At 63.6% G+C, this 17,920-nt stretch carries 19 protein-coding genes; 7 read left to right on the forward strand and 12 right to left on the reverse strand.

Going from position 1 to position 17,920, the window contains the following annotated elements; all coding sequences use genetic code 11:
• The first annotated feature begins 158 nt into the window (after positions 1-158).
• From IPQ13_06320 to IPQ13_06330, 3 genes are all read left to right on the forward strand, one after another.
• Positions 159-1,217 carry a hypothetical protein gene (locus tag IPQ13_06320; protein ID MBL0210515.1) on the forward strand — a complete coding sequence of 353 codons (1,059 nt, stop codon included), beginning with the start codon at positions 159-161 and terminating at the stop codon, positions 1,215-1,217.
• Positions 1,218-1,320: 103 nt separating this feature from the next.
• Positions 1,321-2,760: an outer membrane protein transport protein gene (locus IPQ13_06325; protein MBL0210516.1), complete on the forward strand. Its 1,440-nt coding sequence runs from the start codon at positions 1,321-1,323 to the stop codon at positions 2,758-2,760.
• A 1-nt stretch (position 2,761) separates the two neighbouring features.
• Positions 2,762-4,453, forward strand: coding sequence for a protein kinase (locus IPQ13_06330; GenBank protein MBL0210517.1), 1,692 nt, complete (start codon positions 2,762-2,764; stop codon positions 4,451-4,453).
• Positions 4,454-4,493: 40 nt separating this feature from the next.
• Here the strand turns inward: IPQ13_06330 and IPQ13_06335 are convergent, their stop codons facing one another.
• Positions 4,494-5,381 (reverse strand): acyltransferase, encoded by an 888-nt coding sequence (locus IPQ13_06335; GenBank protein MBL0210518.1) that lies wholly within the window; start codon positions 5,379-5,381, stop codon positions 4,494-4,496.
• Between IPQ13_06335 and IPQ13_06340 the strand changes: the two genes are divergently transcribed.
• The gene (locus IPQ13_06340) at positions 5,380-6,363 is read left to right on the forward strand and encodes a glycosyltransferase family 9 protein (protein MBL0210519.1); all 984 of its coding nucleotides are present in this window, start codon (positions 5,380-5,382) and stop codon (positions 6,361-6,363) included. The two genes, IPQ13_06335 and IPQ13_06340, sit on opposite strands and share 2 nt — an antisense overlap.
• A gap of 52 nt (positions 6,364-6,415) precedes the next feature.
• Here the strand turns inward: IPQ13_06340 and IPQ13_06345 are convergent, their stop codons facing one another.
• Positions 6,416-6,853 carry a hypothetical protein gene (locus tag IPQ13_06345; GenBank protein MBL0210520.1) on the reverse strand — a complete coding sequence of 146 codons (438 nt, stop codon included), beginning with the start codon at positions 6,851-6,853 and terminating at the stop codon, positions 6,416-6,418.
• A gap of 227 nt (positions 6,854-7,080) precedes the next feature.
• Between IPQ13_06345 and mscL the strand changes: the two genes are divergently transcribed.
• Entirely contained in the window at positions 7,081-7,461 is a 381-nt protein-coding gene (gene mscL, locus IPQ13_06350; GenBank protein ID MBL0210521.1) for a large conductance mechanosensitive channel protein MscL, read from the forward strand.
• A gap of 59 nt (positions 7,462-7,520) precedes the next feature.
• Here the strand turns inward: mscL and IPQ13_06355 are convergent, their stop codons facing one another.
• Both IPQ13_06355 and IPQ13_06360 read right to left on the reverse strand, forming a co-directional pair.
• Entirely contained in the window at positions 7,521-9,338 is a 1,818-nt protein-coding gene (locus IPQ13_06355; protein ID MBL0210522.1) for a sel1 repeat family protein, read from the reverse strand.
• Between the two features lie 97 nt (positions 9,339-9,435).
• Positions 9,436-10,965: a cysteine--tRNA ligase gene (locus tag IPQ13_06360; protein MBL0210523.1), complete on the reverse strand. Its 1,530-nt coding sequence runs from the start codon at positions 10,963-10,965 to the stop codon at positions 9,436-9,438.
• A gap of 16 nt (positions 10,966-10,981) precedes the next feature.
• Between IPQ13_06360 and IPQ13_06365 the strand changes: the two genes are divergently transcribed.
• Positions 10,982-11,629: a GAF domain-containing protein gene (locus tag IPQ13_06365; GenBank protein ID MBL0210524.1), complete on the forward strand. Its 648-nt coding sequence runs from the start codon at positions 10,982-10,984 to the stop codon at positions 11,627-11,629.
• Between the two features lie 120 nt (positions 11,630-11,749).
• Here IPQ13_06365 and IPQ13_06370 read toward each other — a convergent pair whose 3' ends face one another.
• The 4 genes from IPQ13_06370 to IPQ13_06385 all read right to left on the reverse strand — a co-directional run bounded on the left by IPQ13_06370 (position 11,750) and on the right by IPQ13_06385 (position 13,219).
• Positions 11,750-12,160, reverse strand: coding sequence for an acyl-CoA thioesterase (locus IPQ13_06370; protein MBL0210525.1), 411 nt, complete (start codon positions 12,158-12,160; stop codon positions 11,750-11,752).
• A 4-nt stretch (positions 12,161-12,164) separates the two neighbouring features.
• The gene (locus tag IPQ13_06375; protein ID MBL0210526.1) at positions 12,165-12,413 is read right to left on the reverse strand and encodes a DUF2442 domain-containing protein; all 249 of its coding nucleotides are present in this window, start codon (positions 12,411-12,413) and stop codon (positions 12,165-12,167) included.
• A gap of 9 nt (positions 12,414-12,422) precedes the next feature.
• Positions 12,423-12,692 (reverse strand): DUF4160 domain-containing protein, encoded by a 270-nt coding sequence (locus tag IPQ13_06380; GenBank protein MBL0210527.1) that lies wholly within the window; start codon positions 12,690-12,692, stop codon positions 12,423-12,425.
• A gap of 149 nt (positions 12,693-12,841) precedes the next feature.
• Positions 12,842-13,219 (reverse strand): hypothetical protein, encoded by a 378-nt coding sequence (locus IPQ13_06385; GenBank protein MBL0210528.1) that lies wholly within the window; start codon positions 13,217-13,219, stop codon positions 12,842-12,844.
• 181 nt (positions 13,220-13,400) lie between these two features.
• Here IPQ13_06385 and IPQ13_06390 point away from each other — a divergent pair, with 181 nt between their 5' ends.
• Entirely contained in the window at positions 13,401-13,817 is a 417-nt protein-coding gene (locus IPQ13_06390; GenBank protein ID MBL0210529.1) for a thioredoxin family protein, read from the forward strand.
• A gap of 60 nt (positions 13,818-13,877) precedes the next feature.
• Here the strand turns inward: IPQ13_06390 and IPQ13_06395 are convergent, their stop codons facing one another.
• Genes IPQ13_06395 through IPQ13_06410 form a run of 4 tightly spaced genes read right to left on the reverse strand, consistent with a single transcriptional unit; the run spans position 13,878 to position 17,855 of the window.
• Positions 13,878-15,383: a VWA domain-containing protein gene (locus IPQ13_06395; protein ID MBL0210530.1), complete on the reverse strand. Its 1,506-nt coding sequence runs from the start codon at positions 15,381-15,383 to the stop codon at positions 13,878-13,880.
• Positions 15,380-16,336: a VWA domain-containing protein gene (locus tag IPQ13_06400; GenBank protein MBL0210531.1), complete on the reverse strand. Its 957-nt coding sequence runs from the start codon at positions 16,334-16,336 to the stop codon at positions 15,380-15,382. The genes IPQ13_06395 and IPQ13_06400 overlap by 4 nt, the downstream gene beginning before the upstream one ends.
• A complete protein-coding gene (locus IPQ13_06405; protein MBL0210532.1) occupies positions 16,333-17,094 on the reverse strand; it encodes a hypothetical protein in 762 nt (253 codons plus the stop codon). Before IPQ13_06405 ends, IPQ13_06400 begins: the two co-directional genes overlap by 4 nt.
• A complete protein-coding gene (locus IPQ13_06410) occupies positions 17,091-17,855 on the reverse strand; it encodes a DUF58 domain-containing protein (GenBank protein ID MBL0210533.1) in 765 nt (254 codons plus the stop codon). Before IPQ13_06410 ends, IPQ13_06405 begins: the two co-directional genes overlap by 4 nt.
• Positions 17,856-17,920 lie beyond the last annotated feature (65 nt).

Consider the following 17,920-nt stretch of genomic DNA (forward strand, 5'->3'; position numbering starts at 1 on the left):
GGCCCGAACCCACGGGTACCGTGGGAAGCGGCCACTCCCCATTCCACGATCAGGTTTAGACTCAGACCATGATCCACGAGCCTTCGCCTGTTCAGCCACGGGTATCCCTCCGGGATGCAGAGCCGGTGGATGGAGATCGGAGGCGATTGCTTTCGGCCATGGCCCTCAGCCCCTTGATTGGATGGCTGGGTTCCTGCTCGGGAAGCTCGAACAACGGGGACCCGCCACCCTCGGCCCCCACCCGCACCTGGAAGATGGGATTCTCTCCCCAACCGTCCCGGCCTGATGCAGCAACCTTGCTCCACGGCGTGGACCTTTGGAGCGTGCGCTCCGAATTGGCGGCCATCCACGAGGAGCTGCCCTGGACGGACCTGCTGGCCGGGCAATCGCCGGACGCGGTCCTGGACCGCGATACGGTGCCGCTTGTGGACTACCTCCGCGGCAAGGGCCTGCAATTGATGTTCATGGCGGACCTCACCGATGGCCTATCCCGAGGCGAGGAGGCGCCTCAGTTGCGCAAGCTGGGCCGAAGCATTTCCGAGCCCGCCGTGCAGAAGGTCTACCGGGATTACGTGCTGGCGGTGTCCAGGAAACTCCACCCGGCGATCCTGGGCCTGGCAGCCGAGACCAACCTGACCCGGGCCCTCGCGCCCGCCTTGTATGCGGCGGAGGTCCAGGCGGCCAATGCCGCTGCCGCAGAGCTCCGCGCGGTCCAGAGTCCAGCCATCCAGTTGGTGAGCATCCAGGTCGAAACGGCCTGGGGAAAAATGGCTGGATCGTCAACCTTTGTCGGCATCGGCACAGACCTGGCGGACTTTCCCTTCCTCCAGATGCTCGGCCTCTCCTCCTATCCTTACTTCGCCTATGCCCAGCCGGAGGATCTCCCCCCCGATTACTACAGCCGGTTGTTGGCTGGACGCGGCCTGCCCGCCATGGTCACCGAAGGCGGGTGGACCAGCGCCACTTCGGGCAGCATCCAATCCACGCCCGAGAAACAAGCCAGGTACCTCCCCATCCACGCCCGCCTTCTGGATAGCATCAACGCTCGGGGACTCATCCAGCTCATCTTTGCGGATCTGGACCTGTCCGGTTGGCCGCCACCCATCCCGCCGAACCTGCCCTTGTTCACCGACATCGGCCTGACCGATAGCGACTTCCACGCCAAGCCTGCCTTGACCGCATGGGATTCGCTCCATTCGCGCAAAGTGGTTTCCTGATCCTTGCCCGGCTTTCGTTCCCGGGCCGGGATTCAGCCAGCTTCCTCGCGTGCGAATATTTGTCGCTACCTAAGCCAATTGCATCGGGCCTATGATCTTAGAAATGACGCGACCCTTGATGAAGCCGCTGTACTCCTGGGCCTTTCCCGCCTGCCTCGGCTTGGCCTTGCAGGCCCAGGCTCCTCCTCCCCTCCCGGGCCTCCTCATCAGCCAGCAGAGCCGCACGGCCTTCGCGATCCAGGGGGCTGGAGCGAGGGCCGAGGGCATCGGCGGGGCCTTCACGGCGGTTGCGGACGATGCCACGGCGGTGTCCTTCAATCCAGCGGGTCTAGGCCAGCTGCTCCAGCCGGAAGTATCCCTGGTCGGGATGACTTACCGCCGGGAGCTGGACAACCGGAATTTCATCTCCAATGACCAAGCCAAGCCCCTCAGCCTGTCGGATTCCCTGGCCCGGGACAAGCGCAGCCTGCCGACCTTCGCGAGCGCCTCGGTGCCCACCAAGTTCAGGGGCAAGAATCTGGTCTTCCAGTTGTCTTGGCAGCGGCTTTTCGATCTGGGCCAGGAGACCACGCAAACCATCCAGGAAACGGATCCCATCGGAACGTTCCCCACGAAGTACCTGGCCCAGCGCATCCAGCAGAAAGGGCAGGTGGATGTGTGGTCCGCGGCCGTGGCCTACGATTTCTCGCCACGCTTCCTGGTGGGGGTCTCCTTCAATGTCTGGAGGGGATCATGGAATTTCCGGTCCAACAATGAGGAGAGCCTGCTGCCCCTGCCGAACCCGGAGACTGAATTCGTCCAGATCCAGGAAGACGTGAAATTGCGCGGCAGCAATTGGAATATCGGTGTGCTCTGGCGGTCTGAAAAACTCAATGTCGGCGCGGTCTACCGCGGCGCCTTCACGGCCCGGTTCGACAGCAGGATGACGACCAATTCCAATGTCGACGGCAGCTTGCTTCCGGCCACGTTCACGGCGTCCTACCCGCTCCACTGGCCCGAGACCTATGGCGCTGGCCTTGCCTTCCGCCCCCACCAGCAATGGCTCCTCGCGCTGGATTGGACCCGCACGCGGTGGAGCCAGGCGACCTTCCTTGCCAAGGGCGAAAGCCTCGACAACCTGAACTTCTTCGATCTTCAAGCGGCGACCCGGACCCCGGACGCAGAGACGCTCCGCTTTGGAATGGAGTACCTGGTCTTCGCCGGGAATTCCGTGGTGCCCCTGCGGATCGGCGTCTTCAAGGAACCCCAGCCCACGGCAGATCCCACCAGCGGGGAAGACCGCGTGTTCCGCGGCTACACCCTGGGCATCGGCTGGAAGGCGCGTTCGATGGGCGTGGACCTAGCCTACAAATTCAGCCAGGGCAGCCGCAGGGCAAGCCAATTTCTTGAGGCCGACGAGATCGCCACCAACCGGGATGGTGTCCCCACCTCCCGGGGCCAGGAGAGCATCCACGACCACCGGATCTTCCTGTCCTTCAATTTCCGCTTCGGCAACGAGGGGGCGAACCGGCTGCTCCGTTGGTTCTTTGTGCAGGGGAACTGAGGTGGGGATCCTGCGCGCAGGCTGTGTTGCGGCGATCCTCTTCGCGGCGCCGCTCGCGGCGCAGAACCAGACGACCTTCTTTCAGGCTTATGAGGAAGGCCAGGCGGCGCAGCGCCGCGGAGACCACGCAGTCGCCGTCGCCGCCTTCCGCCGGGCTCTGGAACTGCGTCCCCAATCCAGCGCCCGGCTGCTGACCTACTCGAACGTCTTCATCAGCTACTACCCGCAGGTCTACCTGGCCGAGTCGCTCCTGGCCCTCGGGAAACTGGACGAGGCCGCCCAGGCGCTCGACGCATCAGCCAGATCGAAGGTGGAACCCCTGTATCTTCGGGAGAAGGTCGAAAAGCGGTTGAAGGAATTGCGGGCCGCGAAAAAACCGGAGCCAGTGCCCAAGCCACCGCAAACACCGCCGGTGGCCACCCCAGCCGCCCCGAAGGACCTGCCCCAGAAATCCACGGAACCTGGGCCAAAACCCATCGAACACCCACCGGTCGAGAAAGCCCAGCAGCCCCCCAAGCAGCCTGATTCCAGCCAGGGAAAGCCGCTGGCTCCCGCGCCCAAGCCCATCGTGCCGACGCCGCAAAGCGTGGCCGCTTCGGGTCCGCTGACTCCTGGCTCGGTGCCTGTCCAGGCGGAAAAACCCTCCAAGCCCGCCGCTTCGGGGACGGATCAGGATCCCCTCACGGAAGCTTCGCGGCAGCTCTCTCGGCTGACCTTCCTCCTGTCGGCCATCGCGCTCATCGCCGCGCTGGGCGGGGTGGGTTACTGGGGCTTCCGATGGTGGCGAAAAAACCACCGCCGGAGCGTCCAGATGAATCAGCGCACCATGGCCATGTCCCAGCCCGTTTCCGCGGAGCTCATGGCCAAGCTGCAGAACCTTCCGGCGGAATTGGGTCCTTACATGCTGGATCGGGTCCTGGGGAGAGGCAGCTTCGCCATCACCTATGCCGGCCATCGGCGTTCTGACGATGTGCCGGTGGCGGTCAAGGTGCCGCACCCGCACATGATCCAGGATCCAGATGCCATGGTCAGGTTCCGGCAGGAGGCGCGGCTTGGCGCACTGCTGGACCACCCGAATATCGTGTGCCTGGTGGACCCGTCGCCGGAATCCGGATTGCCCTGGATGGCCATGGAGCTGGTCGAAGGCGAGACCTTGCAGGAATACCTCGCCCGCGAAGGGAGACTGGAAATCCCGGAGGTATTGAGGCTGGGAGCGGAGATCACCCGAGCCTTGGCGCACGCTCATGGGAAGGGGGTCGTGCATCGGGACCTGAAACCCGCGAACGTGATGGTGACCGAAGGGCACGCGAAGGTGATGGATTTCGGCATCGCCCGGGTGCTGGACACCGTCGGCCTCACGGCCACCGCATTCTTCCTCGGCACACCGGCCTACGCGGCTCCGGAAAGCCTCAAGGGCTCCCGGGTCGGCCCGCCGGCGGACCGCTACGCCCTGGGCATCATGATCTTCGAGATGCTTGTCGGCCAAGCGCCCTTCCAGGCGGAGCACCCCTTGGCGGTCATGGATATGCACCGGTCATCGGAGCTTCCCGACCTGGGAACCCTGCGCCCGGATGCGCCGCGCCGTCTGGTCCGGCTCGTGGAACGGCTCACCACCAAGAACCCCGAGGAACGCCCCGAGGACCCTGAAGTCCTGACGATACTCGAAGATATGATCAAGCATCCAGGCCATTGAATTCCGAAGCGGGATGTTCTGGATCGCCCCAGCGGTCCCGCTAATCGAATTGCCCCCGGATGTCCTTTTTCATGAGGTCCATCTCATCCCGGGTGATTCTACGGGCTGGGATGCCTCCCCACATCTCGCCGTCCGGCACGCGGCTCCCGGGCAGCACCACGCTCTGGGGCAGGATCACGGCCCGCTGGCCGATCTCCACATCGCCCATGACGCAGCAGCCGGCGCCGAGGGTGGCCTTGTCGCCGATGACGATGGGCGCCACCACCAGGTTCCCGCCGCCGCCGTAGTGGGCGAAGATGCGCACCGATCCGCCCAGCGCCGCGTCATCGCCGATGGTGATGAGCTGGGGATCGCTGATGTATTCGGTATTGATGAAGGCATGGCGTCCAATTTTCATGCGCATGGCTTTGAGAAACCACACGCCGAAGGGCGTCAGGGTGACGAAGGGCAGGAAGGTGAAACGCACCAGGTAGAACAGGGCATTGTGCAGGAACCAGGGAACGGCCACGAGCTGGTAATAGCCGCCCTTGAACGGCGTCACGCGCGTGGGAAGCAGAAAATTGAAGATGGGCACGATGATGATCAGATGCAGGCCGAACCCGAAAAAGCACAGGGAGCCGATGAAGCCGAGCCAGATCCAATGCAGCACCGGCGGAAGGGCATCGCCCAGGCCCGCGAAGCGGTGCCAGCCCCACAGCACCGGGGCCAGGGCCAAGCCGAGCGCGGCGGAGGCCAGCACATAGACCAACAGCACCACCACGCCATAGCTCACCCGGGCGAAGCGACGGAGCAGGGCCTCCAGCCTTCCGCTCGGTGGTGGGCTTTTGGAGTGGTCCTGGGCGAACTCGGTCATGGAGCCATCTTCCCACTTGGCCGCGCAGAGGCGCGGAGAAAGTCGATGGCGGGTCGCGTTGTAGGATAGGTCCATGCGCCTGGCCCTGCTCCGTCTTTCCGCCCTCGGTGACATCCTGCGGGTGTTTCCGGCCTGGTCGAACCTGCGCGAAGCCTTCCCCGCGGCTCATTTCCAGGCGGTGGTGGAGGATCGCCACGCCTACCTGCTGGAGCCGCTGCCCTGGGTGGAGCCCGTGATCGTGAGGCGCCAAGAGCTTTCCAGTCCGGTGCGGGCGATGCGGGAATTGAAGGCTGTGGCCGCCCGGATCCACGGTGCCGACGCGAGCCTGGACTTCCACGGGATATTGAAATCTGCGCTGATTCCGAAATTCGCAGGAATCGAGGAGCGCTGGGGCGATGGCGTGACGAAGGAGGGTGCCGGATGGATGCAGACCCATCCCTTGCCCTGGCGCCCCCAGACCCGCTATGAACAGGCCCTGGGCCTGAGCCATGCATTCGGAGAAAGCCGTGGCGTGAGAGGCCTCGGGCGGTTCCATCCTGCTTTGAAAGCGGTCCCGCTTCCCGATCCTGGCGCCATCTGGCCGTCGAATGGAAAACCCCGCGTGGTGCTTGTGCCCGGCGCGTCGAGGCGCGGCGCCATCAAGCGCTGGCCCCTGCGGCACTGGATCAAGCTTGCCCAACGGCTTGAGGGGCAGGCCGAGCTTCGGTGGTCCCTGGGACCCGAGGAGGAGGATCTGCGGGCCTGGCTGCCCGGCGAAACGGGCGTGCCCGCGCTTCCGAAACTTGGGTTCTGGCCCCTGGCATCGGCCCTCCGCCAGGCCCATCGCGTCATCGCCTCGGATACCGGGCTGCTGCACCTCGCCGTGCAACTCGGCGTTCCGGCCACCGCGATCTACGGTCCTTCCGATCCGGTAGTGGCAGGCCTGCCGGATGGCACCGGGACGCTCCTTCGCACCGACATTGGCTGTTCCCCGTGCCGGGAGCGGCAGTGCCAGCGGCGGCAGTGCCTGGAAGAATTGGAGCCCGACTCGGTGCTGCGGTCGCTGGCTTTGGTCTGAACGGCGAAGCGGCCCAGCGGGCCGCTCCGGACTCGAATCGGATTCTGCGTCTTTAGTGTCTGTCGAGCACCGCCTGGGCATCGGCGATCAGTTTGCGGGCGGCGGCCTGGCGGGCGGCCTGATCCGGCCCAGCCGCGCGGTTGCCCTCGTTGTAGGCATCCATGGCGGCCTTGAGGTCCATGCCGTCCTGGCTGGTGAACTTGGAAGCCTTGGCATCCAGATCCGCATACATCCTGTCCATTGCGGGCTTGTCGGCGGCGGCGAGCATCATTCCCATGAAGGGCTTCATGACGGAGAGCGCGACGACGGGGCCCCGGGCCTCGGCCGTGGTGTCTTTCATGGCCTTGTCCACGGTTTCCTTCGCCGCATCCACTTTGCCCTTCACGAACCAGACGCAGCCGCCCATCACCAGCAGCGCGATGAGCACAATGCTTCCGCACCCGATGAGAATCCATTTGAGAACGGAAGATTTTTTGCCTTCTTCGGCCATGACGGCTCCTTTGCGGGAATGAGTGCCTCAGCATCGCACAGGATGGGAGGCAGGGCCAAGCTTGGGGGGGAAGTCGAAAGGTCGAAAAGTTGAAAAGTTGAAAAGTTGAAAAGTTGAAAGTCGAGAGTCGAGGGTTCAGCAGCATCCGGCTAGGCCGCGCTACAATCCTCCATCGTCCACTGAAAACAGAAAAGTCCGTGAACGGCCACCCGGAGGCATCCATGTCCATGAGCAGCGATTTCAAGGATTTCATCGCCAAGGGCAACGTCCTGGACCTGGCGGTGGCCGTGGTCATCGGCGGGGCTTTCGGGAAGATCGTGACGGCCCTGGTGGAGGGCGTCATCATGCCGCTGGTGGGCATGGCGGTGCCCGGCGGCGATTGGCGCATGATCGTGGCGGGCCCGTTCAAGGTGGGTTCGGTGCTGGGCGCCACAGTGGATTTCCTGTGCATCGCCCTGGTGGTGTTTCTGGTCTTCGTGAAAGGGTTGGGCTCCTTGAAAAAGAAGGAAGCGCCCGCCGCCGCGCCCGAAACCAAGACCTGCCCCGCCTGCCTGGAAGAAATCCCCAAGGCCGCCACGCGCTGCAAGCACTGCACGTCGCAGGTGTGAGGAGGGGAGATTCCCATCATTTATGAGTTGAGCTAAGGAATAGGGTTTTCAGTCAGGAATCAGCAACCGGACTCACCCCGGATCACGGCGAACATCGCACGCAGTTTGCAGTAGGCCGCTCGATTCGGATCGGCGGGCAAGGCCTTGCCCCCGTCGTACAGTCGAGCGAGTCCATTCCAGGCTTCCTCATCGTCCAGATGCGCGCCAAATTGAAGCCACTTGCGGGCCCTTAAAAAATCTGAGGCATTTTGCGCCTTCTTTAAATAGACGAGCCCCAGGTCCGCAAAGACTGTGACGTACTCCGCTTTGGCAAGCAGGTTCGCCGGCTGCTTCATCAGCGACTCGCCAACCCCTTCAGCCTTGGTGAGGGATTCTTTATCCGCTCGCCGGACCAGGATGTCCATCCAGGCAAGTTGGCATTCCAGATCCCCTTTGGAGGCGGCAGATTGAACCGCACGCTCGATCTTTCCTCGAAGGGTGCTTTCCTCGCTGGCAATTCGGGTTTTCAGAAGTCGGTAAAGCCCGAGAGTCGCGCGCGTTTGACTTTTTTCAGCCGCGCTCAGGAGCATTGGCAGGGCTTCTTCCACCGAGGCTTCGATGGGTTCGATGACTTCGTGGCCGTCGTTTCTATCATCGGCTAAACCTGCCTTCAGCAGGCCTGCCAGGGCCATTGCTTCGGGAGTACCCCGGGCGGCCTCGTCTTTGAGGACGGTTTCCGCAGAGCGGTGACGGCCCGCCTTGATATTGGCCTCGGCGAGGGCCAGGGCTGCGCCTTGTTTTTTCTCCTGCATGGCGCGAAGGAGCACGTTCCGCGCTTCATCGCTGTTATTTGCTAGCGTGTAGAGCTGGCCCGCCTTCACCAGATCGGGGGGAGTTCCAAGGCCTCGCTCAAGGCACGAGGCCAATTCACCAGCACTGATGCTGGGCACCATATTTTCGGCGTTCTGAAAGCACCGAAAGGCTTCGATGGAATCCTTGCTTGTGCCCGTGCCGTTCAGATAGGCGCGGCCTAGATCAAGCCAGGCCATGGCACTTTGGGTTTTGCATTCGGTCGCGGCCTTTAAGGCCAAAAAGGCTGATTCCTCATTTTTCGCAACACCGTGCGCCCATGCATAGCATCGTGAAACCTCAAACAGCGCTTCCGAATTCCCGTGGCTTCCGGCCCTCTGAAAATAGGTGAAAGCCATTGATGCGTCCAATTTCAATCCTTGATGGCCGTCGTCATAAATCCGGGCCATGCGGAGCAGTGCCTGGGATTTTGCTTCATCATCCCCTTCTGCAATGACCCTGGCTAATAGCAGGAGCCGTTTTTCGTGGTTGCCCGCGCGTCCATATAAATCCGCGGCGCGAATGAGATCTTGGCGGCCGGTCTTGCCTTCTTCCCACAGGCCCGCCAGGAATTTCCGGCCCTCAACGTCATCGCCGGACCGTCCCTGTAAGCCTTGCTCTCCATCGCTCAAGGCGTAGCTCCGAAGCTGCTTGGAGAAATCAGGGTCCTTGCTCACCCCTAGGCCTTGCTCATATAACCAGGCGAGTTTCCACAGGGATTCGGGAAGCGCATCGTTGCCAACTGACAACGCTTTCCCGAACGCAGCAGCTGCGGCGGAGTAATCCTTCGAAATTCCATTTCCTTCCATGGCCATCAGGCCGAAGCAGTACCACCCCCTGCCGTACCCTGCCTCTCCCGAAGCTTTGAACTTGGCTGCGGCCTCGGTGTAGGCCTGGTGGTTCTCCAGATCGATGGCTTGGTTGTAAAGCGCTTTAGCTTCGGGTTTGGGAGCAGTGATGGTGTCCAGAGCTGTAGGCGGGGTGATTTCTGTATTTTTAGGCTTTGGGGAGCGGCCCAAAGAGTAGACCTCATACGCCGTGAAGGCCAACGTTGCGGCTATTCCCGAACATCCAATTCCAAGTAGGGAGTATGCGAATATCCGATCAGAGAGATCACGCGGTTTTTTGGGTGAGGCTGGATCTAGTTCACCCACGCCGCCATCCTACGCTTCCATCCTTGCGGTCTTCAAGCACGATGCCCATGGCCTTGAGCTGATCCCGGAGCCGGTCGCTTTCGGCCCAGTTCTTGGTGTCGCGGGCAGCCTGACGGGCGGCGATGAGGGTTTGGATCCAATCTGGCGAAAGAGTTTCATCAGTATGGACCGAAACCCCACCGAGGACTGGAGTGAGTGCGAATCCAGTCACTGAAACAAGGACATCCATTGGTGATTCATGGGGCCACGCGGCGAAGATGGAATCCGCCTCGTCCAGGAACCCCAGCGCGGCGCCCCGTTCTTCGCGCGTGAGCGCGATGCGGTCGTCCTGGGCGTTGAGGTCGCTGATGAGCGTGAAGAGCGCGGCCAGGGCTTCCGGCGTGTTGAGGTCGTCGGCCATGGCATTCCAGAATTCCTCCCGGGCCTTTTCCAGGCGCTTCAGTGGATCGATGGCCTCCTTCCAAGTGCCGCCGCCGGCCTGGGCCCCGTCTTCTTCCATGCGGCGGCGGAAGGCGCGGATGCGCTTGAGGGAATTCTCCGCGGCTTTCAGCCCCTCGAAAGAGAAGTTCAACAGCTTGCGGTAGTGGTTGCTCTGGATGGCGTAGCGGAAGGCGACGGGATCGAAACCCTTGTCCACCAGATCGCGCAGCGTGTAGAAGTTGCCGAGGCTCTTGGACATCTTTTCGCCTTCGACCATCAGGAATTCGCCGTGGACCCAGGTGGACACCCACGGGTGGCCCAGGGCGCCCTCGCTCTGGGCGATCTCGTTCTCGTGGTGAGGGAAGACCAAGTCCACGCCGCCGGTGTGGATGTCCACCCGGTCGCCCAGGAGTTCAATCCCCATGGCGGAGCACTCGATGTGCCAGCCGGGGCGGCCGGGGCCCCAGGGGCTGTCCCAGGTGGGCTCAAAGGGTTTGGCGGCCTTCCACAGGACGAAGTCCTGGGCCTGGTCCTTGTCGTATTCGTCCACGTCCACGGAGGTGCCGGACTGCATGCCTTCCCGGTCCAGGTGGGCCAGGCTGCCGTAGTTCGGAAATCCGGCGATGCGGTAGTAGACCGAGCCTTCCCGGGCGTAGGCCAGGCCCTTGTCGATCAGGTTCTGGATCAGGGACTTCATTTGGCCGATGTGGTCCGTGGCTTTCGGCATCACGTCGGCCCGCAGGATCCGCATGGCGGCCAGGTCTTCCAGAAAGAACGCCGTGTATTTGTCCGTGAGGGCCTTCATGGCCGCATGGCGCGTCGCATTGGTGGCATCCCCGGGAAGGTCCCCTTGTGAATCGCGGATGATCTTGTCCTCCACGTCGGTGATGTTCATGCAGTGCCGCACCTGGTAACCCGCCGCCAGGAGGGTGCGTTTCATCAGGTCCTGGAACAGGAAGGTGCGCAGATTGCCGATGTGGGCGAAGTTGTAGACCGTCGGGCCGCAGCTGTAGATTTTCATTTCCCCCGGGGTGGCGGGAGAAATCGGCTCGATTTTCCGAGTAAGGGTGTTGTAAAGCGAAATTGAGCGTATGATCCGCATCACTCCAGTTGACCACATGAGCCCACTTTTTGGCCCCTCCCAGAAGGAATTTCAGGACATCCAGTCCCGCCTGGCCCAGGCGGAGCAAGAACGGGACATTGTCCGCAAGGAGATGGCCGAGATCCGGGAGCTGCTGCACCACCTCGACCAGGACAAGAGCCTGCTGTTGATGGCCCTGGAGCGCCTGAGGCCGGGTATGGACCACCGCGTGTTGGCCGATACCCTTCTGGAACTGGTCTTCAAGCCCCTCAACCTGGCCTCTTTCTACGTGGCCATCGCCGACTACCACGCGGACACGCTGCATTGGGTCCTGTACCACGAGGGCGGCCGGGCCCGAAACACGCCTTCCCGTTCCATGACCGATGCGGGCGGCCTCACGGCCAAGGCGATCCTGGCCCACAAGCCCCTGTACATCCGCAGCCTTGAGGAGGCCAAGGCCGAGGGCGCGCAGTTCTCCGAGGCCGAGCGCCTGAGCGGACTGGTGCCCCAGACCTGGTACGGCATCCCGATGGGTTGGGGAGAGCGGCCCTTCGGATTGGTGAGTTTCCAGAGCTTCCAGCCGGACGCCTTTTCCATGGACACCAAGCGCCTGATGGATGCCCTGGCGAACCTGCTGGCCATGGCCATGCTGATGCCGATGGAGGTCTGGAAGGGGGAAGGCTGAGGAGCTGGGCAGCGGCCGCAGGCCGTGAGCGATGGGAATTGAGCCATCAGCTATGAGCCATCAGCTTTGAGCATTGGCTGAAAGCTCATGGTTATTGGCTGATAGCTCATAGCTCATAGCTCATGGCTGTTGGGTACGACATCCTCCGCCCAGCAACTTCAGAAACTCATCCGGCAGCACCCGGGCCCTGCCATCAGCGCCCGTGGCCAGATGCACGGTGCGGGCTTCGGCCAGCAGCACGCCCCCGCGTTCGATCCGATAGGTGAAACCCACCCGGCGGCGGGCGGCCTCGGCCACTAGCGTGCGCACGTCCACCAGGTCGTCGAAATAGGCCGGGGCGCGGTATTTCAGGTGGACTTCGCCCACGGTGAGATGGACTCCGGCCCGCTCCCATTCTCGGTAACTCTGGCCCAACCCGCGCAGCAGTTCGGTCCGCCCAAGCTCCAGCCAGGCCACATACGAGGCATGGTGGACGATGCCCATGGCATCGGTTTCGACGTAGCGGACGCGGAGCTGGGTCGTGGATTCCATGGCTTCAAGGATTCATTGGGGTGGAGCGCAGGTATAGGGTCTCTGGGGCGATGTCAATGTTTCCAGGCCATCCGACGGTACCGTTGTCAACCCGGGCGCAAAGGAACACGGATTGGGTCGATAACTGCTGGAAGGGTCTCCTGGTTAAATACGGAGTCATATCAAAGCGGCGTCGTTCACCGTTTTCAAAATCTATCACCAGGATATTCCCTGGCTGGGCTTCGACTCTCACGACATCCAGCAGGGTTTCCATGGACGCCTCCTATTGCAGTGGCGCGATTCGGAAAGGTTCTTCACCGTTCGTTGCGAGTTCCCAGTCTGCCAATAGTTCATCCCGATGCAGATCAACCCAGACCTGGACCATCCGAAGCTGTTTGGGAGGGAATTCTCCAGCCAATACACGCCCATCTTCAATGGAGATCGAAGCTTTCATTCCTTGGTACCTGACATGGACATGCGGCAAGTGGTGGCGCTCATCATCCGCATAGAACAGCGAAACCAGAATCCCATAAAACATGCTGATCGTTGGCATGAGTGGTCTCCTGCTTCAGTGTAGGCCAATCATGGTCCCGACCGTGCTGGTGAAGATCCCAAAGCAAGCTTCTGATCGAACCTTGCATTTGAGCGATAAAAAATGCCCCGCCTTTTCCGGGCGGGGCACAAAGAAGCCTGTTGATGGGGCTACTCGACGGCCACCTTCACGCGGTCGCCTTTGTCCGTGGTGACTTCCAGGAGCAGATCACCGGCGTGCGCGGATTCCAGCAGCTTCACCAGCTGCTCCAGTTTGAGTTTCTGGGTCTTGTGGACTTTTTTCGTTCCGCCATCCGAATCCACGGAGCCGTTGATGCTGATCTCTTGATCCGAGATGGTTTCGAGGATGCCTTTGGCGAGGTTCAGCGGCAGGCGGATGTGGATCTCGGAAGGGCCGTCCCCTTTATTGTGGTGGTGGATCATGGATTTGCTGACCACGTCCACCTTGATGAAGCGGGTCTGGGTCTGGGCGGCCATGGGCAGCACGGTGACGAAGGCAAGGGCCAGTGGGGCCAGGAATGGGCGCATGGAAGTCTCCTTTTGGGGTTTTTGGTGGGCGGAAGACCGGGTCGAGACATGTTACGGAGGAGCTTCCAGGTCGATTAGTCCACCGGCCCGGATGGAGGAACGATGGCCCGATGCGATATCCTCAAGATGCGAGGGAACGCCGTCCCCCTTGGCGGCATCCCATAACCTGAACGGAGATTCCATGCGCCTTGCCGCCGCCCTATTCGCAACCGCCCTTCCCATGATCGCCGCGGCTCCGGCCGGCAATTCAGTCACTTGGGAACATGGCCTCGCCGCGGCCCAGAAGCGCGCCAAGGCTGAAAAAAACCTCATCTTCCTGGATCTGTGGGCCGAATGGTGCGGCCCATGCCAATTCCTCCAGAAAAAGGTATTCCCCACCGCCACCGCCCAGACGGCCCTTTCGAAGGTGGTTCCCCTCTCCATCATGGTGGAGTCCAAGGATGGCACCGGCAGCGTCGAGGGCAAGAAGCTCGCGGAGCGGTTCAGGCTCAGCGCCTATCCAACGCTCATCGTCCTGGATGCCGATGGCAAGGAGATCCGCCGTCACGTCGGCGCGCTGGATCCCGACAACCTGGCGAGGTTCATCGACGGGAAATGATCGGGCTTTCCCACCGACGATCAAATCTCATCAGCCCGTCGAAAAACACCGGTCGACCCGTCAAATGTCCTTCACACCGGCCGGTGGCGTGGGCTTCTTGGGCATCCGCTGCTGGAAGCCTTCCAATTCGTCCTGCCTTGCCCCTTGGCTGGGCCGGGGCGGAGGCGGGGATTTGGGGTTTGGGGGCGGTGGCGGTTCCGGATTGGGCAGCAGGCTTTGCAGATCATGGACGGCCTCGGGCCGGCCCGGCGACTCCATGAGCAGGCGCTCCAGCAGGAGCTTGGCCTGGTCAATATCCTTTAGCGCAACCTGAGCCCGGGCGGCCATGAGCAGGGCCGGAGCGCGCCATGCGGGGATTGGCCGCGGGGTGCCTTGGCCCGCCAACGGCGCGAGCATTTTCAGGGCCGCTTCCGGATGCTTGGAGCGCAAATCAATTTCCGCCGCCAGCAGGCGATGGTTCGGCCTGATGCCCCGGGGCCGCCATTTCCGGGCTTCGACGAGATTGCCTTCATCCAGCGCCCGTTGCGCCATCCAGGCTCTTACGCCCTGGGGCAGCGGAACATCGGGAAGCTGGGCCCGGCCCGGCTGAGACACGCCCAACATGAACACGGCCATCAGGATGGGCCGCCAGGCGATCATCGGTTTTCCCGCAGCCAGGAGCCAGAGCAGCAGGCCGGCCATGGCGATCCAGGCGCCCCATTCGGGGTGGGAAGGTTGGAGGGATCGGGACACCGGAAGCGCGGCCTTCCCCTCGGCCAATTTCTGGAACAGCTCCAGCGGCGCTTCATCCGCGCGCAGCATCCGGCCGCCGCTGGCTTCTGCCAATCGGCGCAGGAAGTCGGGGTTGGCCGCGGTGGCGAGCAGTTCGCGTTTTTCCAACGGATCGTCCGGCGCGGCTCCCGCGACGGGAATGGGACTGCCCTGGCCAAAGGCGATGGCGTAGAGCGGGACTCCGGCGGCCTTCAACGCGGAGGAAGCCCGCTGCATGGCGTCGGCCTCGGCAAGCCAGCTTTCTTCGCCATCGCTCAGTACGAAAAGGACGGCGGGTTCCTTCTCCGGAAGGCTTTTCAGGATCTGCGGGATACCGCGTCCAAAACTGGTTCCCGGCGATCCGATCTCTCCAGGCTTCACCGCGCGGAGCGCATCGCGCAGGAGCGTGTGGTCCTCGCCGGGGGGAAGCAGCGGCACCGCGTCCCCGGTCAGCAGGTCCACGCTGAAACGCAGACCCGGCGAGGGCTTGGCGAGCACGCGGTCGATGGATTGAAGCGCCCCGGTCCAGCGCGCGGCGCCATTCTCATCCACGGCCAGCATGGAACGCGAAGCGTCGAGCACCAGGTGGACGGTCAGGCGCGGCGATTCCGGCACGCCCCACCGCGGCTCCGCGAGGCCGACGCCCAGGCCGCCCAGCATCAAGGCGAGTCCCAAGCCCAAGGCCCACGGCCGCTGGCCCACCACCCGCACGCCCACTCCCGCGCGGGCCTGCGCCCAGAACCCCGCGCCCATGCAGAGCAGCGCAAGCCCCGCCGCAGGGCCCAGAAGGACTGGATACGTGAAGGGCAGGCTCATGGTTCCACCCACGCGGGCCGCTTGCGGCCGTGCTTGCGGAAGATGTCCAGGGCCAGGGGCAGCGTGAGGGCCGCCGCGGCCATCAACAGCCATTGGGCCAGCGGCTCGCCCTCGGAGGGCGGATCCACGGGGAGGACCGTCTTTTCAAGGGCGCCGATGGCCTGGAGGCTGCGCGCCAATCCTGCGGGATCATCGGCGGCGAAGGATTCGCCGCCGGTCAGCGCGGAAATTTTTTTCAGCGTCTCGGGGTCCGTGTCCACCTTCAACCAGGCCCGGCCACCGCCTTCCAGGGGATAGAGGCTCTCGCCGCTGGCCTTGCCGATGGCGACGGTGTGGACGCGGATGCCCTGGGACTTGGCCTCGGCGGCGGCCTCCAAGCCGCTCACGCGGCCGCGGTTCTGCGCGCCGTCCGTGAGCAGCAGGATCACGCGGCTGCGGGCGGGGCTGTCGGCCAGCCTGCGCACGCCGGTCATCAGGCCGGATCCGATGGCGGTGCCGTCGTCCCTGGCATCGATGTTGAGTTGGGCCAGGACCCGCAGCAGCCGGCCGTGGTCCGCCGTGAGCGGGCTCAGGGTCACGGGATGCGCGCTGAAGAGCACGATGGCGAAGCGGTCGTCCGGGCGCTTCGCGATGAAGGATTCCAGCAGCCTCCGGGCGGCGTCCCAGCGGCTTTCCTTGCCGTCATCCAGCGCCCACATGGAACTGGAACCATCCAGCACCACCGCGAAGTCCACCACCGGCGCCGCGCCCCGGACCGCCCGCCGCCACTCGGGTCCCGCCGCGGCCAGCACCAGCACCGTCAGGATCATCGGCGGCAGCGCGTTCGCGCTCCAACGCGCGAATTTCGACGCGGGCTTGGGACTGGGAATGCCCCAGCGGTACATGGCGCGGAAGGAAAGCCAGAGTCCGGGCACGAGCAGCAATAAAAAAATGGGATGGCGCAGCTCCATCATGGCTGGCCCCCCAACGAACGCTTGAGGTCCAGCAGGGGCGGGAAAGCGGGCGTGGCGCGCCCGAAGCGCGCGGCATCCAGGCTCTCCACCCAGGTGGCCCACGGGTCCAGCGACTGGGCGCGGAAATCTTTGGGGCCCCAGGACCGGGCCTCGTCGCCGACCACCGCCGCCAGCCAATCCCGGCCCGCCGAGTGGGCGGCATCGAGCGCGTCGCGCTGCTTGGAAGGCGGCGGCCAGGCTTTCGCAAAAGCTGCTCTGGCCTTCTTCTGCAACCGCTTTCCAGAATTGCGGCGCCAGCGGCGCACCAGGTAATACCCGAGCAATGCGAAGGGCAGCAGATGCAGCGAGGCCCATCCGTAGGGGAAGGGAATTTCGGGAAGCTCGTCCTCGCGGCCTCCGCCGACGCCCATCCACGGCGCGCCGAAGGGAATGCTTCGCTCCACCTTCACCCTCAGTTCCGGGGTGCGGCGTCCATCGCCCAGGTCCATCGGCGGCACCACCGCCACGCCAGGCGTGAGGGCCTGCACGGTGAGCTTCCAGCCCCGCCCATCCGGCAGGGCTTCCACGCTCCGTAGAAATAACGGTCCCAATTTTTCATCGCCGGGGCGGGGCAGCGGAGGCTGCTTGGGATCGTCCTCCCGCAATTCCAGCGTGGCGAGCTTGCCGAAGGGCAATTCAGCGGGCGCGTTCCAGACCGGCGCCGAAGCAAGCGGAAATGCTGCGATGAAGGCGGGAAGGAAGAAGCCCGGAGCCTTCATGCGCCGCCCGCCTTCATCCAACTGCCCATTTTGGCGATCGGGTCCTTCAGGATGTCCCAGGTCTGGCGTTCCACCGAGGCCGGGAAGGCTGGGTCGGGCCAATTCGGCATCCGGCGCAGATGGGGCATCTCCGGACGGAACCAGACTACGCGGTGCCGCGCGGCGATGGGCTTGATGAGCGGCGCGAGGCCTTGCAGGCCCGCGCCATTGCTGAGGATCCACCAGCGGTGGTCATGGCCGAAATCGCCCCAATGCCCCAACGCCAGCTTCCAGCTATCCGGCGTGAGCACCGCTGGTCCGCGCTCCACCAGGCGTTCCAGCAATTGCAGCGCGTGGACGCGGCCGCGCTTGGGGGCGAGCCGCAGGGCGGGCATCCGCGCATCGCCCGGCACGATGATCCCGAGCCGGTCGCCCGTGGCATTGATGGTGGCCATGGCCGCGCCCACGATCTCCAGGGCCCACCGCAAAGGGCTCACGGGATCGCCGAGGAACATGGAAGGCGAGGGGTCGATGACCAGCCACAACACCAGGTCCCGGGACGATTCGAACCGCTTGATGATGGGCTCTCCGGTGCGCGCCGTCAGCGGCCAGTTGATGAAGCGGGGATCATCCCCTGGCACATAGGCCCGGTTCTCCACGAAAGTCAGGCCGTGCCCTTTGAGTTTGGAGGGGTGCAGGCCCTCCATGCCCCCCGACAGCCGCGACCTCAAGCGCAACGGCAGGCGCCGCAGGCGCGCGAGGAACTTGGCGGGAAGGGGCATGTCTCAATTTAGCCGATTTTCGGGTTTCGATTTTCGATTCGCGATTTTGTCCGCAACCCCGGAGA

The organism is Holophagaceae bacterium (assembly GCA_016720465.1).
Lineage (GTDB): Bacteria > Acidobacteriota > Holophagae > Holophagales > Holophagaceae > JANXPB01.